The organism is uncultured Cohaesibacter sp. (assembly GCF_963556055.3).
Lineage (GTDB): Bacteria > Pseudomonadota > Alphaproteobacteria > Rhizobiales > Cohaesibacteraceae > Cohaesibacter.
Window position 1 is genome coordinate 196,344 of record NZ_CAUVYE020000030.1, and the last position, 13,414, is coordinate 209,757.

12 protein-coding genes are annotated in these 13,414 nt (G+C 53.2%); 5 read left to right on the plus strand and 7 right to left on the minus strand.

The annotated features are described in order from the left end of the window. Nucleotides 1-266 precede the first annotated feature (266 nt). Nucleotides 267-1,541: a phosphopyruvate hydratase gene (gene eno / locus ACHZB8_RS18755; protein ID WP_316862563.1), complete on the minus strand. Its 1,275-nt coding sequence runs from the start codon at nucleotides 1,539-1,541 to the stop codon at nucleotides 267-269. A gap of 429 nt (nucleotides 1,542-1,970) precedes the next feature. Here eno and ACHZB8_RS18760 point away from each other — a divergent pair, with 429 nt between their 5' ends. After that, the gene (locus tag ACHZB8_RS18760) at nucleotides 1,971-2,954 is read left to right on the plus strand and encodes a DUF1835 domain-containing protein (RefSeq protein ID WP_316862565.1); all 984 of its coding nucleotides are present in this window, start codon (nucleotides 1,971-1,973) and stop codon (nucleotides 2,952-2,954) included. 61 nt (nucleotides 2,955-3,015) lie between these two features. Here ACHZB8_RS18760 and ACHZB8_RS18765 read toward each other — a convergent pair whose 3' ends face one another. The 6 genes from ACHZB8_RS18765 to tpiA form a co-directional block, all read right to left on the minus strand. After that, the gene (locus tag ACHZB8_RS18765) at nucleotides 3,016-3,195 is read right to left on the minus strand and encodes a hypothetical protein (protein ID WP_316862566.1); all 180 of its coding nucleotides are present in this window, start codon (nucleotides 3,193-3,195) and stop codon (nucleotides 3,016-3,018) included. A gap of 246 nt (nucleotides 3,196-3,441) precedes the next feature. Further along, nucleotides 3,442-4,272, minus strand: coding sequence for a 3-deoxy-8-phosphooctulonate synthase (gene kdsA, locus ACHZB8_RS18770; RefSeq protein WP_316862568.1), 831 nt, complete (start codon nucleotides 4,270-4,272; stop codon nucleotides 3,442-3,444). A gap of 30 nt (nucleotides 4,273-4,302) precedes the next feature. Continuing rightward, nucleotides 4,303-5,178, minus strand: a complete 876-nt coding sequence (locus ACHZB8_RS18775) for a VOC family protein (RefSeq protein WP_316862569.1) — start codon at nucleotides 5,176-5,178, stop codon at nucleotides 4,303-4,305. Between the two features lie 87 nt (nucleotides 5,179-5,265). After that, complete coding sequence (locus tag ACHZB8_RS18780) at nucleotides 5,266-6,897, minus strand: CTP synthase (RefSeq protein WP_316862571.1); 1,632 nt, start codon at nucleotides 6,895-6,897, stop codon at nucleotides 5,266-5,268. A gap of 290 nt (nucleotides 6,898-7,187) precedes the next feature. Further along, on the minus strand, nucleotides 7,188-7,595 hold the full coding sequence (gene secG / locus ACHZB8_RS18785; RefSeq protein WP_316862572.1) for a preprotein translocase subunit SecG: 408 nt from the start codon (nucleotides 7,593-7,595) through the stop codon (nucleotides 7,188-7,190). Nucleotides 7,596-7,830: 235 nt separating this feature from the next. Then, nucleotides 7,831-8,583, minus strand: a complete 753-nt coding sequence (tpiA, locus tag ACHZB8_RS18790) for a triose-phosphate isomerase (RefSeq protein WP_316862573.1) — start codon at nucleotides 8,581-8,583, stop codon at nucleotides 7,831-7,833. Nucleotides 8,584-8,981: 398 nt separating this feature from the next. On the opposite strand from tpiA, the gene ACHZB8_RS18795 reads away from it, so the two are divergent. The 4 genes from ACHZB8_RS18795 (at nucleotide 8,982) to moaC (ending at nucleotide 13,379) form a co-directional block, all read left to right on the plus strand. Continuing rightward, nucleotides 8,982-10,862: a SurA N-terminal domain-containing protein gene (locus ACHZB8_RS18795; RefSeq protein ID WP_316862574.1), complete on the plus strand. Its 1,881-nt coding sequence runs from the start codon at nucleotides 8,982-8,984 to the stop codon at nucleotides 10,860-10,862. Between the two features lie 159 nt (nucleotides 10,863-11,021). After that, the gene (trpD, locus tag ACHZB8_RS18800) at nucleotides 11,022-12,038 is read left to right on the plus strand and encodes an anthranilate phosphoribosyltransferase (RefSeq protein WP_316862576.1); all 1,017 of its coding nucleotides are present in this window, start codon (nucleotides 11,022-11,024) and stop codon (nucleotides 12,036-12,038) included. Nucleotides 12,039-12,057: 19 nt separating this feature from the next. Continuing rightward, nucleotides 12,058-12,855 (plus strand): indole-3-glycerol phosphate synthase TrpC, encoded by a 798-nt coding sequence (gene trpC / locus ACHZB8_RS18805; protein ID WP_316862578.1) that lies wholly within the window; start codon nucleotides 12,058-12,060, stop codon nucleotides 12,853-12,855. Between the two features lie 35 nt (nucleotides 12,856-12,890). After that, on the plus strand, nucleotides 12,891-13,379 hold the full coding sequence (gene moaC / locus ACHZB8_RS18810) for a cyclic pyranopterin monophosphate synthase MoaC (RefSeq protein ID WP_316862580.1): 489 nt from the start codon (nucleotides 12,891-12,893) through the stop codon (nucleotides 13,377-13,379). The last annotated feature ends 35 nt before the right edge of the window (nucleotides 13,380-13,414 follow it).

Here is a 13,414-nt window from a genome sequence, read left to right on the forward strand (position 1 = left end):
AGAAATCACCAGCTTTCAAATGCTGCCCAAGCCAACACGGCTCCAATATAACAAGCAATTTATATACCACATTATAGGAATTGAACATGGCCCGGCCCTGTCATTCCCCCCCATCAGTCGTGATGACGAGGCAGGCAGGCACCGATGAAAAATGCAGCAGACTTCGGATTTGAGCAAAGCTGGACACAAAAAAGAGCGGCAAGTTCAACGAACTCACCGCTCTTGATGTTTAATGGTCGGCTATCAAGAAGCCGACAGACAACCGATTAGCCTTTGAGGATAGAACGGCCAGCGAATTTCGCCATTGGGCCAAGCTCTTCTTCGATGCGGATCAGCTGGTTGTATTTTGCCAGACGGTCGGAACGGGAAAGAGAACCGGTTTTGATCTGACCACAGTTGGTAGCAACAGCCAGGTCTGCAATGGTTGCATCTTCGGTTTCGCCGGAACGGTGCGACATAACAGCGGTGTAAGCTGCTTTATGAGCCATTTCAACAGCTTCCAGAGTCTCGGTCAGGGAACCGATCTGGTTCACTTTAACGAGGATGGAGTTGCCAACGCCCATTTTGATGCCGTCTTTGAGGCGAGCGGTGTTGGTTACGAACAGGTCGTCGCCAACCAGCTGGCATTTGTTGCCGATTTTCTCGGTCAGCAGTTTCCAACCTTCCCAGTCATCTTCAGACATGCCGTCTTCGATTGAAATGATTGGGTAGTTGGAAACAAGATCGTCGAGATAGTCAGCCATGCCAGCTGCATCAAGAACGGTGCCTTCGCCTTTGAGGTTATATTTGCCATCTTCGTAGAATTCGGAAGATGCGCAGTCCAGAGCGAGATAGATGTCTTCGCCTGGTTTGTACCCTGCATCAACGATGGACTGCATGATGAAGTCCAGAGCAGCTTTGGTGGATTCAAGGTTAGGAGCAAAACCGCCTTCGTCGCCAACAGCAGTGTTGTGACCAGCTTTGCTGAGACCTTTTTTCAGAGCATGGAAAACTTCAGCACCCATGCGAACAGCTTCTGCGATGCTTTCAGCACCAACAGGCATGATCATGAATTCCTGAATATCGATCGGGTTGTCAGCATGCTCGCCACCGTTGATGATGTTCATCATTGGAACTGGCAGGGTGCAGGCATTTGCGCCACCAACATAGCGGTAGAGCGGAAGACCGGCAGCAGCAGCAGCAGCTTTTGCAACGGCCATGGATGTGCCAAGGATCGCGTTCGCGCCGATGCGGCCTTTGTTTTCGGTGCCGTCCAGCTCGATCATAACCTTGTCCAGCTGGATCTGGTTTTCAGCGTCCAGACCAACCAGTGCGTCAAAGATTTCATCATTGACGGCTTCAACGGCTTTGGTAACACCTTTGCCACCATAACGCTCTTCGCCGTCACGCAGTTCATGTGCTTCGTGAACGCCGGTTGATGCGCCAGACGGGACAGCTGCGCGACCCATGGAGCCGTCTTCAAGAATAACGTCTACTTCGACGGTCGGGTTGCCGCGGCTATCAAGGATCTCGCGACCCACGATGTCAATAATTGCGGTCATGATCGTACCTCAATTCATAGGAATGGTTTAAGTTGGATGCCAGACTTCTAGCGAATATCGAAAGAGAATCATAGAGCATTCGACGGTTTTTCTGCACAAATGAACCCTACGGGGTCATTTTGTCAGTCCGATTACAACCATTTGCCTTTGGCCGCTTTGATCTGTGTAAAATTAGGCTTTAGTATTACGCGATAGTGCGCAAAATTTTTCATATACGAATCGAGATCCAAAAGGCTTTTCGCCGGCTTCTCCTGAGGCGAGACAACGCGGCCAAAGTCAGCATAATGCTCGTCAGGGGATGCAATCGGTCATGGGCATAAGCCCGCAATCAGTCCGCGCTCATTGACCCTGTTGGGAAAAGCTGCTTGAAATGTCGTGACAGCACATTAACTGTCTCGCATGGTTCCCTCAAACTTTCAGAGGCGCACAGTGACTACCCTGATCATCACCAATGGCGATAAAGCGGCCCATCTTCTGGAAGAAGCCAATATTGGCGACCGGATTCTGCCCTGGCGAGATGTTTTGCATGAAGGCCCGGTTCCTGACGCGGATGATGGCCTTTTTGCCACTATCCGCGCCCAGACACTGGCCGATGGAAATGTGATCACCACAGAAATGGTCGAGAGCGATTTCAGAGAACGCCTCGACCTGATCCGCAGCCACCAGCAATTTGACAGGATAGAGCTCTGGTTCGAACATGATCTCTATGATCAGCTTCAGATCTTGCAGTGTCTGGATATGCTCAACCGCTTCGGCCGGATCAACAATGTCATCATCGTCCAAACCCAGACCTATCTGGGCATGCAGTCTGCCGATACGATCGGACGGTTTCAGGATCTGGCCTTGCCGGTTCTCGACCGCATGTTTGCCTTCGCATCCAGGGCGTGGAAAGCCTATGTGTCCGAAGGGCCAGAAGCGATCAACCAGTTACGAAGTGAACCGATCCCCGGATTTCCTTTCCTGAAGCAGGCCTTGTTGCGCCTGTTGCAGGAGCTTCCCGGACCTGATGGGCTGTCGCGCACGGAAAGACAGATCATTTATACCCTTGATCGCGGCGTGTCCCGCCCCGGAATGCTATTCGCGCAGGTTCTCAATATGGAAGAAGCGGCCTTTCTTGGCGATTGGGCCTTCTTCAACATCCTGTCCAGCCTGCAATTCTGCAACCGCCCGGTTTTGACCGGACTGCCGCAGGCCTTCAAGCCGAGCATTTTTCAGGATGACGATCAGCGCAAGGAATTCATCACCTCTCCGCTGCACCTCACGGAATTCGGCAAAGGCATTCTAGCAACAAAAGCCGATTTTCTGTCGGAAAATGGTCTTCACCGCTGGTGGGGCGGCACAGAGCTGACCACCACTGACCATTGGCGCTGGCACGATGTCGACAATTCACTCAGCCGTCATCGCGCCGCCTGAAGCCATCAGAAAAGCGAACCGGATCCAGTATGTCATGGCCATCACCATGATGCACAAACCGTCATCCTCGCGTGACGAAAACGAGCGCTATCAAAGAGGAAAAGGAGAGGAAAACCGCTGGCACAATGATCGCAGGATAGCCCCAGGAGGCAATCGCCACCCCCCAGACGGCCAACAAGCAAACCAGTCCGAGCAAAATCAGGTTGCTGCGCAGCGTTTCCTTGGAATCAAACCCACTCATGTCTCTCTCCCTCTTATTCTTGCATGTTTGTTTCTCAGCACGGTTTTAGCGCAAAATACGCGTAATTACTTAATATGCTATATATGAAATATAACTAAGACAAATTGACGCACTTTGAGTATGCGAGCCGCATGCAACTCAGCAAGAGATACTGCGATAAACGAAAAGACCGGACGCATCGCACCCGGTCTTTTCCAAATCGAACAAATAGTTGAAGGCCCTTTAGCCGCGCGCCCGCAACCCCGTTCAGGACTTCGCTATTTCGTCAAAACGCTGCAATTGCGCAAGTAACCCTTCCAAATCATGCAGATGGATCATGTTCGGACCATCACATGGAGCATTGTCCGGATCCTGATGGGTTTCAAGAAACACACCTGCAACCCCGACAGCGACAGCGGCGCGGGCCAGGACGGAAACAAACTCGCGCTGTCCCCCCGATGTGCTGCCCTGCCCGCCCGGTTGCTGAACCGAATGGGTGGCATCAAAAATCACAGGTGCACCGGTCTGCGCCATGATCGGCAAACCACGCATATCAGAGACCAGCGTATTATAGCCAAAGGAGGCGCCGCGTTCGGTCAGCATGACGTTGGGATTGCCACTGTCAATAATCTTGGCGGCGACATTTTTCATGTCCCAAGGCGCAAGAAATTGTCCTTTCTTGACATTGATCACCGCGCCGGTCTTGGCCGCGGCAATAAGCAGATCCGTTTGGCGACAGAGGAAAGCGGGAATCTGTAAAATGTCGACGACTTCGGCAACCGCGGCGCATTGGTCTGCATCATGAATGTCTGTCACCACCGGCAGACCGTAGGTTTCCTTGATTTCGGCAAAAATCGGCAGCGCCTTCTCAATCCCGATCCCGCGGGAGGAAGAGAGACTGGTGCGATTGGCCTTGTCGAACGACGACTTGTATACAATGCCGATCTTCAGCTTGTCTGATATTGCCTTGAGGGCAGCAGCCATTTCCATGGCATGGTCACGGCTTTCCATCTGGCATGGTCCGGCCATGATCGAGAGCGGCAAATGATTGCCGAATGTTACGGACCCTGCCGAGATGACACGATTGGGTGCAGTCATACGAAAACTCTCTCTTTTTCTGGAACGCGCTTACTCAGGGCTATTCGAAACGATCAAACCCACACCGCACAACGCGTCCGGTTGAATAACAATGTCGCCATGATGAACGGACCAAGCGATGCCAGACCGTTCAAGAATAGAGGTGAAGGCCTCAAGATCCGCGCCCAGTTTCAGCGCAAGAATCCCCCCCTCTTCCGCCATATCCCCTGGCACATCAAGGTTGAAAAAAGCCTTTGCCGCGGCGGGCGTAAGAATGTCCACCGTCCCATTCCTGATCGCCATCTCAACACCGGCACTGGTGGAACGCATTTCTCTCTGGCCCGTAAAACCACCTAGGAACTCATGATGATCAGAAGGATTTTCTGCAACAAAAACAATGGAAAGAAGGTCTTTGACACCATTCACATGCTGCTGATAGATCGCGTGCCAGAAGCTCGCCGGATCATGCTTGTGCTGACAGACAAAAAAGCCGGTCTCTTTCATCAGCGGATGCGACAAAAAGCCGTTGGAGAAACTCAATCGCTTGCTGGATCCGTCAGGCTGCCTGGCGTCCCGCTCGAAATCAAACTGAGGGTATGTCTCAAGCCCCAGCGCTTTGAAATCCGCAATGTCGCCAACGGCATCCTCGGATCGCAACACCATCATCGAGGCCCCTTGACGCCGCGTCAGAAAATTCAGATTGAAACGCGGAAAAGAAAAGCATCCCTTTGTTGCCACAGGAATCTGATTTTCATCGTCCACCGCAAGCAGTTCCAAATAGGCCCCATCGAGTTGCACAAGGGCATTCTTGGTGCCGAAAGGGTGAAAGGCGGTCGGGGTAACCGTAAAGCCGAGAGACGTGAACAGGTCCCGTGCCATATCCAGATCTGCAACCGCCAACACAATATGGTCCACGCCGCGTACCATGGTTACCCTCCCGCTAGAAATTCAATCCTGGAAATGTTTGTTGCAGCAAAATGGCGCGACCGCAAGATCGCGCCATGCTTTTCACCGTCAAACCAGACGGCTTTGTTCAACCGCCGCTGCGATAAAGGATTTGAAAAGAGGATGCGGCGCGAAAGGACGTGACTTGAGTTCAGGATGATATTGCACGGCAATGAACCATGGATGATCCGGAATCTCGACCGTTTCAGGCAATACGCCATCCGGAGAAAGCCCCGCAAAATTGAGACCACAAGCCTCGAGCCTTTCCTTATAGTCGATATTGACCTCGTACCGATGGCGATGCCGTTCGTGAATGACCGTCTCGCCATAGATCTCGGCAATCTTCGAGCCCGGAGCCAAATGGGCCTCGTAAGCACCAAGTCGCATGGTGCCGCCCAGATCGCCATCTTGCTGACGCACCTCGCGCGCATTGCCCTTGGTCCATTCGGTCATCAGACCGACAACATGGGCACCGTCCTCACTGAATTCGGAGGACGTTGCATCCTTGATGCCAGCCAGACTGCGAGCGGCTTCGATAACCGCCATCTGCATGCCGAAACAAATGCCGAAATATGGGATCTTGTTCTCGCGGGCATATTTTGCGGCTGCAATTTTACCCTCAGACCCACGTTCGCCAAAGCCGCCGGGCACCAGAATGCCATCAACGCCTTCAAGCCGTGCAGTCGGATCATTGCCTTCCTCGAATATGTCGGACTCGATCCAGTCGATTTTGACTTTGACCTTGTTGGCAATACCACCGTGGGTCAGGGCTTCCATGAGCGACTTGTAGGCATCAAGCAAAGAGGTATATTTGCCAACGACGGCAATCGTGACCTCCCCTTCAGGGTTACTGACCCGATCAAGAATCGTCTTCCAGACATCGAAATTCGGCTTCGGAGCCCCATCAATGCCAAAGGCTGCCAGCACTTCGGCATCAAGCCCCTCTTTGTGATAGGCAAGAGGCACTTCATAGATATTGCCCACATCAAGCGCCTGAATGACGGCCTCGGGCCGAACATTGCAGAAGAGCGAGAGTTTGCGGCGCTCGGCTTCCGGAATCGGGCGGTCGCAACGAACCATCAGAATGTTTGGCTGAATGCCGATCGAACGCAGCTCTTTGACCGAGTGCTGGGTTGGCTTGGTTTTCAGCTCGCCCGCGCTTGGGATATAGGGCACAAGCGTCAGGTGGATATAGATTGCCTGCCTGCGCGGCAACTCATTGCCAAGCTGGCGAATTGCTTCGAAGAACGGAGTCGCTTCAATATCACCGACCGTACCGCCAATTTCGCACAGCACGAAATCATAGTCGTCATTTCCATCGAGAATGAAGGCCTTGATTTCATCGGTCACATGCGGAATGACCTGGACAGTACCGCCCAGATAGTCCCCACGCCGTTCTTTCGTGATGATATTCTGATAGATCTGACCGGTCGTGATATTGTCCTGTTTATTGGAAGGACGACCGGTAAATCGTTCATAATGCCCAAGATCCAGGTCCGTTTCCGCACCATCATCGGTCACGAAGCATTCCCCATGCTGATAGGGAGACATCGTGCCGGGATCGACATTGAGGTAAGGATCAAGTTTGCGCAGTCTAACTGAATAGCCGCGCGCCTGTAGAGCTGCCCCAAGAGCCGCAGACGCAAGCCCTTTGCCGAGCGAAGACACCACACCGCCAGTAATAAAAATATATCGCGCCATGGAACTTTAGAGTACTTCCCTTTGCAGCGATTCGCCAAGCAAATCGTCATATTCTAACAACTAAAGCGTCACCTACGGTTAAAGAACAATAAGCATCGCCTTTGATTCTGTTCGCAACGCCTTGCGATAATTGATCTATCACCACCGTAAGGCATCTGTTTTTCATGAGCTTGCTTTCAGCCAAAAGGAAAGCATGAAGAGTGTTACAAAACAAACCGGCCCTTGCAATCACGGCAAGGGCCGGTGTTGTATTCTTTTCTTGCACCATAGATGGGCAGTGCAGCGCAGACTTACTGAGAAGTCGGAACCTGAGGCCCACTGTTGGTTGGGACTTGCGGACTGGCAGGAGCATCGCTCTGGGTACCGCCATCCTGCGTTGACGCATCCGCGTCGCTGTCCGCAGGCTGAGGAACGCTCAGTGTCGGCGCCCCGGTTGTAACCGGCACCTGATCAAGAACATCGGACGGCCGGGACTTCATCCCAGCCAGGATCGTCAGACCAAGCGACGTAACGAAAAAGCCGGCAGCAAGAATTGCAGTTGTCCGGGTCAGAAGGTTCGCCGCACTGCGTCCGGTGAGAAAGCCACCACCGCCACCGCCGCCAATTCCGAGCGCACCACCCTCAGAGCGCTGCAACAGAACTACAACAACAAGCGCAGCAACAATCAACAAGTGAATGACAATTAAAACTGATTCCATCGTCTGGGCCGTCTCTAAAACAGTCAATCGGGCCAACAGATTTGCGGCCCGACGCTAAAGGTTCACATTTTTCTTGGACGTCTTCTACAACAAGACTTGTCCCAATTCCAGTGCTGCGGGAAGATTTTTCTACCACCTCAGGCCAATTTGGTTATCAAGCCGGAGAAAAGCAAGCCCCTCGGCCAATTTCTGCGCCGGATTGAGGGGGCCTGCTCGACTGGAATGGTCAGGTCTCTTATTTGTAGGCTGCCAGAATTCCGAGGAAATCAGCTGCCTTGAGGCTGGCACCGCCAACAAGGGCACCATCGACATTGGCAACGGCCATCAGTTCAGACGCATTGCCCGGCTTGACAGATCCACCATAAAGAATGCGCATGCCAGCGCCTTCGTCCCCAAATTTCTTGACAAGAACTTCCCGGATATAGGCGTGAACTTCAGCGACATCATCGGCGGTTGGCGTCAGGCCCGTGCCAATTGCCCAGACTGGTTCATAAGCAATGACGGTGTTGGCTGCGGTTGCACCTGTGGGCACAGACCCTTCAAGCTGGAAGCCGACGACATTAAGGGTTTCGCCGGATTTGCGCTCGGCTTCGGTCTCGCCAACACAAATGATTGCCACCAGATCCTGATCCCAGGCAGCTTTGGCTTTTTCATTGATCACTTCGTTGCTTTCGCCATGATCGGCGCGGCGTTCCGAATGACCAACGATGATGGCGGACGCACCGGCATCGGCAAACATCTGAGCGGACAGATCGCCGGTATGGGCACCGGACACGTTGAAATGACAATCCTGAGCCCCGATCGCGACGGCACTGCCAGAAGCTTTTTCAGCAAATGAAGCGACAAGAGTGGCTGGCGGGCAGATCATTGTATCGGCTTTTGCAGCCAGATCCGCATCAAAGCCTGCAATCAGAGCCTCGAGTTCAGCGACAGAAGCCTTGAGGCCATTCATTTTCCAGTTACCGGCAACAAGCGGTTTGATGCTCATAAATCTGCTCCTTCCAATCATTCAGATAACAGCGATTGTTTTCCATATATCAGGACTGCGAGAGGTGAAGAAGAATTCCTCACCACGAGATACCCGACTTTAGACTATATGTCATAGCGCATATATGGCGTAATTTGCACGACAAGGCCGACTTAAAAGTGGATTTCCCCCTATTTTCTCCATTTGTCTGGGCTTCTGGACGGTTTAGCTGTTTTTTTGCCACCTTTTTTGCCACCATCCCCATTTGTATTTCCTTTTCTGGACCGTTTGGCTTGCAGCAAAGGGATGACCTTTCTATGATCCGGCAAACATTTCAAAAAAGACGGTTGGAAGTCTGAGAAGCGTTTTGTACAAGCTGACAGCATTCTGATCTGTACGATAGAAGGACAAACCATCCCATGATGGAATTAATGCGTTCGATGGCCTCGGGATTTGTCGCCAAAATTCTGATGGGCCTTTTGGTTTTGAGTTTTGCCGTCTGGGGCATCGCAGATGTCTTCAACCGTTTCGGGAGCAGCGCGATCGCAACCGTGGGAGACACCGAAATCGACGCCCGGGACTATCAGAGCGAACTTCTGCTTGAAGTCAACGCGCTATCCTCCCAGTTCGGCCAGCGCTTGACCGTAGCCCAGACAGCAGCCTTTGGGCTGCCGAACCAGATTCTTGGCCGCATGATCAATGAGGCGACTCTCAATGATCTGGCCAATGACTTCAATCTCGGTCTGTCGTCTGAACAGCTCGCCAAAAGCATTGCGAACGAGCCAGCCTTCCAGACCTCTGGTCAATTCAACCGCAACCAGATGGCTCTTGTCTTGCGCAATTCCGGCACGACCGAAGACCGTTATGTTATGACACGTGAAGCACTGGAAGTGCGTCGCCAGCTCGCCGCAGGCCTGACTGGCAACACGACCATTCCCAATGCGGCGCTCAAGCTTGTCAACGATTTCAGCTTTGAAAAGCGCGATGTGACCTATCTGGCACTCAAGGAAGCCGATCTTGGCGAAATTGCAGACCCGACAGACGAGCAGTTGTCCGCCTATTTCGAACAACAGAAGATAGCATTCCGCGCACCGGAATATCGTTCCTTCGTTATGCTGAAGCTGGAACCGGGTGATATTCTCGACCCTTCTGCGGTCACCGACGAAGACGCCAAAGTCTATTACGAGACGGTATCGAACCGTTTCATTCAAACTGAAAAGCGTCAGATGCAGCAGATCCTATTCCCCACAAGGGAAGAAGCAGAAGCGGCGCTTGCAAAGATCAAGGCTGGAAGCAGCTATGAAGACATCATGGCAGAGCGCAACCTTACCGAAAGCGATATTGATTTCGGTCTGCTTCCCAAAGACGAGATCACCGATCCCATCGCGGCGGAGACGATCTACTCACTGGATGAGGGTGAGGTCTCCGATGTTGTAGATGGTGAATTCGGCTTCCTTCTTCTAAAGAACGCGAAGACACAACCGGAAATCTCAAAGCCGTTCGAAGAGGTCAAGGATCTGCTGAAAACGGAAATTGCAGCAGACCGCGCCAATGACGAAGTACTCAACATGTTCGACAATGTCGAGGATGATCGCGCCGGTGGCTCCACACTCGAAGAAGTAGGCAGCAAACTCGATTTGCCGCTTCGTACAATCACCAAAATCTCCAAGGCTGGAGAGCTGGACACGGGCGAGAAGATCACCGATCTTCCCGAGCAGGAAAATCTTCTGACATCCGTGTTTGAAACCGACATCGATTACGAAGCCGATCCGGTCGACATCAGCAAGTCCGGCTTTGCCTGGTTCCGTGTGACCGATATCGTTCCGAGCAGAGATCGCACGCTTGACGAAGTACGCGACGATGTTGTCGCTGCCTGGAAAAAGGAAGAACGGACCAGACGGAATGCCGAGCTTGCAGGCAATCTTGTCAAGCAATTGCAAGAGGGCAAGGCTCTGGCTGACATCGCTTCGGAAAATGGCCTCACGGTTCAGACAGCGACCGATATCACGCGTCAGAATGGTGGCGAGCTTCCAGCCGCGGCCATAGATCAGGTCTTTGGTGGTCCGCTCGAACACAAGTCAAGCGCAGTGGACGGAGAAACACAGTATGTGCTTGAAGTGGTCAAGGTCACCGATCCGGACTTTGATCCCGATGCCTTGCAGCTTCAGTCCATTCGTCAAAGCCTCAATCAAAATGCAGGCAATGACATGCTGTCTCAGCTAAGCGCAACCGTTCTGCAAAAACTTGGCTATACCGTAAACGATGCCCTCATGCAGCAGGTCGTCAACGGCACGCGCTAGTCGTATAAAAACAAAAGAACGCATCCGGGGCATGTACCTGAATGACAAGAGCCGAAAAGGCCGTCAAATGCCCCGGATACAAACCCTGCAATGACACCCAATGCCATTGCAGCGACCCTGCCATATCGACCGGGCCGAAATACAGTCGGGAGCATTCCAATGGATGAAATGAAACCTTTTCTAGCAAAGGTGGCCGATGGCGCACGCCTGTCTCGCAAAGAGGCCGGTGAAGCCTTCGACATTCTCATGAGTGGTCGGGCCACCCCCACCCAGATCGGCGCCTTTCTCATGGCCCTGCGTTTGCGCGGCGAAACCGTTGACGAAATCACCGGTGCCGTGTCCCAGATGCGCGATAAGATGACGCGAGTGACGGCGCCCGCCGAAGCCATCGATATCGTCGGAACCGGCGGGACCGGAACACGCAAATACAATATCTCAACCTGTTCCTCGCTCATTGTTGCCGCCGCGGGCATTCCGGTTGCCAAACATGGCAACAAGGCTCTGACTTCAAAATCCGGTGCAGGTGATGTACTTGCAAGCCTCGGCGTCAATCTGGCGCAGGATCCGGATGGTGTCGCCCGCTGCATCTCGGAGACTGGCATCGGTTTCATGTTTGCTCCCAATCATCATTCTGCCATGCGCTTCGTGGGGCCGTCCCGTGTCGAGATGGGGACGCGCACCATCTTCAACCTGCTCGGCCCGCTTTCAAATCCGGCAGGTGTGAAACGCCAATTGATCGGCGTTTATGATTCCCACTGGCTGATCCCGTTTGCTGAAGTGCTCAAGAATCTGGGATCAAAATTCGTCTGGGTCGTCTATGGCGCTGGCGGGCTTGACGAAATATCGACCCTCGGCGAGACCAATGTGGTAGAACTCAAGGACGGCAAGATCTCCGAATTCACGCTTAAACCAGAAGACTACGGATTTGAGCGCGTCACGATCGATGACGTGCGCGGCGGATCCGGCGACGAGAATGCCAAGGCTCTGACAGCACTTCTGAAAGGTGAAGAGGGCCCCTATCGCGACATCGTACTGATGAATGCGGCAGCAGGACTGCTCATCGGGGAAAAGGCCCTCACCTATGAAGACGGCATTGCTCTTGCCGCCGACATCATCGACAATGGCAATGCTCTGGCGACCCTCAACAAGCTCGTTGAAATTTCGAACGAAAGCTAGGAAAGGCAGCGGATCGACAATGGCTGACATTCTCAAGAAGATCGAGGCATACAAGCGCGAAGAAATCGCAGCCGCGAAGCTGCACACCTCGCTCGCCGATCTCAAGGCCCGCATCGCCGAACAGGGCTCGGTACGCCCTTTTCACAAGGCGCTGAAGGCCAAGATTGACCATGGTCACTATGCTCTGATTGCGGAAGTCAAGAAGGCGAGCCCATCAAAGGGTCTCATCCGAGCCGATTTCGATCCGCCAAGCCTTGCAAAGGCCTATGAGGATGGGGGGGCTGCCTGCCTTTCTGTGCTGACAGATACCCCATCCTTTCAGGGCCATCCCGAATTCATGATTGCAGCGCGCAACGCTGTCTCCCTGCCCGTCTTGCGCAAGGACTTCCTGTTCGAGCCCTATCAGGTTTTCGAAGCCCGTTCCTGGGGGGCGGACTGTATCCTGATCATCATGGCCGCAGTCTCGGATGACGAAGCCAAGGCACTGGAAGAATCGGCGCTGGAACTGGGAATGGACATATTGGTTGAAGTGCACAATGAACCTGAGCTGGAGCGTGCCCTTTCTCACCTCACCTCCCCGCTCATCGGCATCAACAACCGCAATCTGAAAACCTTTGAAACCACATTGCAGACCTCTATCGATCTGGCTCCTCTTGTGCCCGATGACAAACTGCTTGTCGGCGAAAGTGGCATTTTCACCCCTCAGGACCTGGCCCTGCTGTCGAGCAAGGCCGATATTCATGCCTTCCTGATAGGCGAAAGCCTGATGCGACAAGACGACGTCATGGCGGCAACCAGAGATTTGCTGACGCGTTAAGGTCCTTCACCACAAGACCAAGAAAGGGCGAACAGATGAGCAATACCAAGCTGACACATCTGGACGACGCAGGCGCCGCCAATATGGTCGACGTATCTGAAAAGGCCGCAACCACAAGACAGGCGACGGCGTCCGGCCAGATCCAGATGAAACAGGAAACCCTGGACCTCATTCTGTCGGAGAAGGCGAAAAAGGGAGATGTGATCGCAACCGCGCGTATCGCCGGCATCATGGCCGCAAAACGGACCCATGAGCTAATCCCGCTTTGCCATCCCCTCGCCCTTTCAAAAATATCCCTGGACTTTGAAACCGACAGGGAGCTGCCGGGGCTCAGGATCACGGCAACGGCCAAGCTGAAGGGCCAGACCGGAGTTGAAATGGAAGCTCTGACGGCAGTCTCCGTAGCGTGCCTCACAATTTATGACATGGCCAAAGCCGTCGATAAGGGCATGATCATCTCGGAAATCCGCCTTCTCGAGAAGTCCGGCGGCAAATCGGGACACTGGCAAGCGGACAAGTCGTAACAACACCGCCACTCCGAACCCTTGATACGCTTTGA

Excerpts from the sequence above, each read along its gene's own strand:
- eno (WP_316862563.1), bottom strand. The coding sequence starts at position 1,541 with ATGACCGCAATTATTGACATCGTGGGTCGCGAGATCCTTGATAGCCGC.
- ACHZB8_RS18765 (WP_316862566.1), bottom strand. The coding sequence starts at position 3,195 with ATGAGTGGGTTTGATTCCAAGGAAACGCTGCGCAGCAACCTGATTTTG.
- kdsA (WP_316862568.1), bottom strand. The coding sequence starts at position 4,272 with ATGACTGCACCCAATCGTGTCATCTCGGCAGGGTCCGTAACATTCGGC.
- ACHZB8_RS18775 (WP_316862569.1), bottom strand. The coding sequence starts at position 5,178 with ATGGTACGCGGCGTGGACCATATTGTGTTGGCGGTTGCAGATCTGGAT.
- ACHZB8_RS18780 (WP_316862571.1), bottom strand. The coding sequence starts at position 6,897 with ATGGCGCGATATATTTTTATTACTGGCGGTGTGGTGTCTTCGCTCGGC.
- secG (WP_316862572.1), bottom strand. The coding sequence starts at position 7,595 with ATGGAATCAGTTTTAATTGTCATTCACTTGTTGATTGTTGCTGCGCTT.
- tpiA (WP_316862573.1), bottom strand. The coding sequence starts at position 8,583 with ATGAGCATCAAACCGCTTGTTGCCGGTAACTGGAAAATGAATGGCCTC.
- ACHZB8_RS18795 (WP_316862574.1), top strand. The coding sequence starts at position 8,982 with ATGATGGAATTAATGCGTTCGATGGCCTCGGGATTTGTCGCCAAAATT.
- trpD (WP_316862576.1), top strand. The coding sequence starts at position 11,022 with ATGGATGAAATGAAACCTTTTCTAGCAAAGGTGGCCGATGGCGCACGC.
- trpC (WP_316862578.1), top strand. The coding sequence starts at position 12,058 with ATGGCTGACATTCTCAAGAAGATCGAGGCATACAAGCGCGAAGAAATC.
- moaC (WP_316862580.1), top strand. The coding sequence starts at position 12,891 with ATGAGCAATACCAAGCTGACACATCTGGACGACGCAGGCGCCGCCAAT.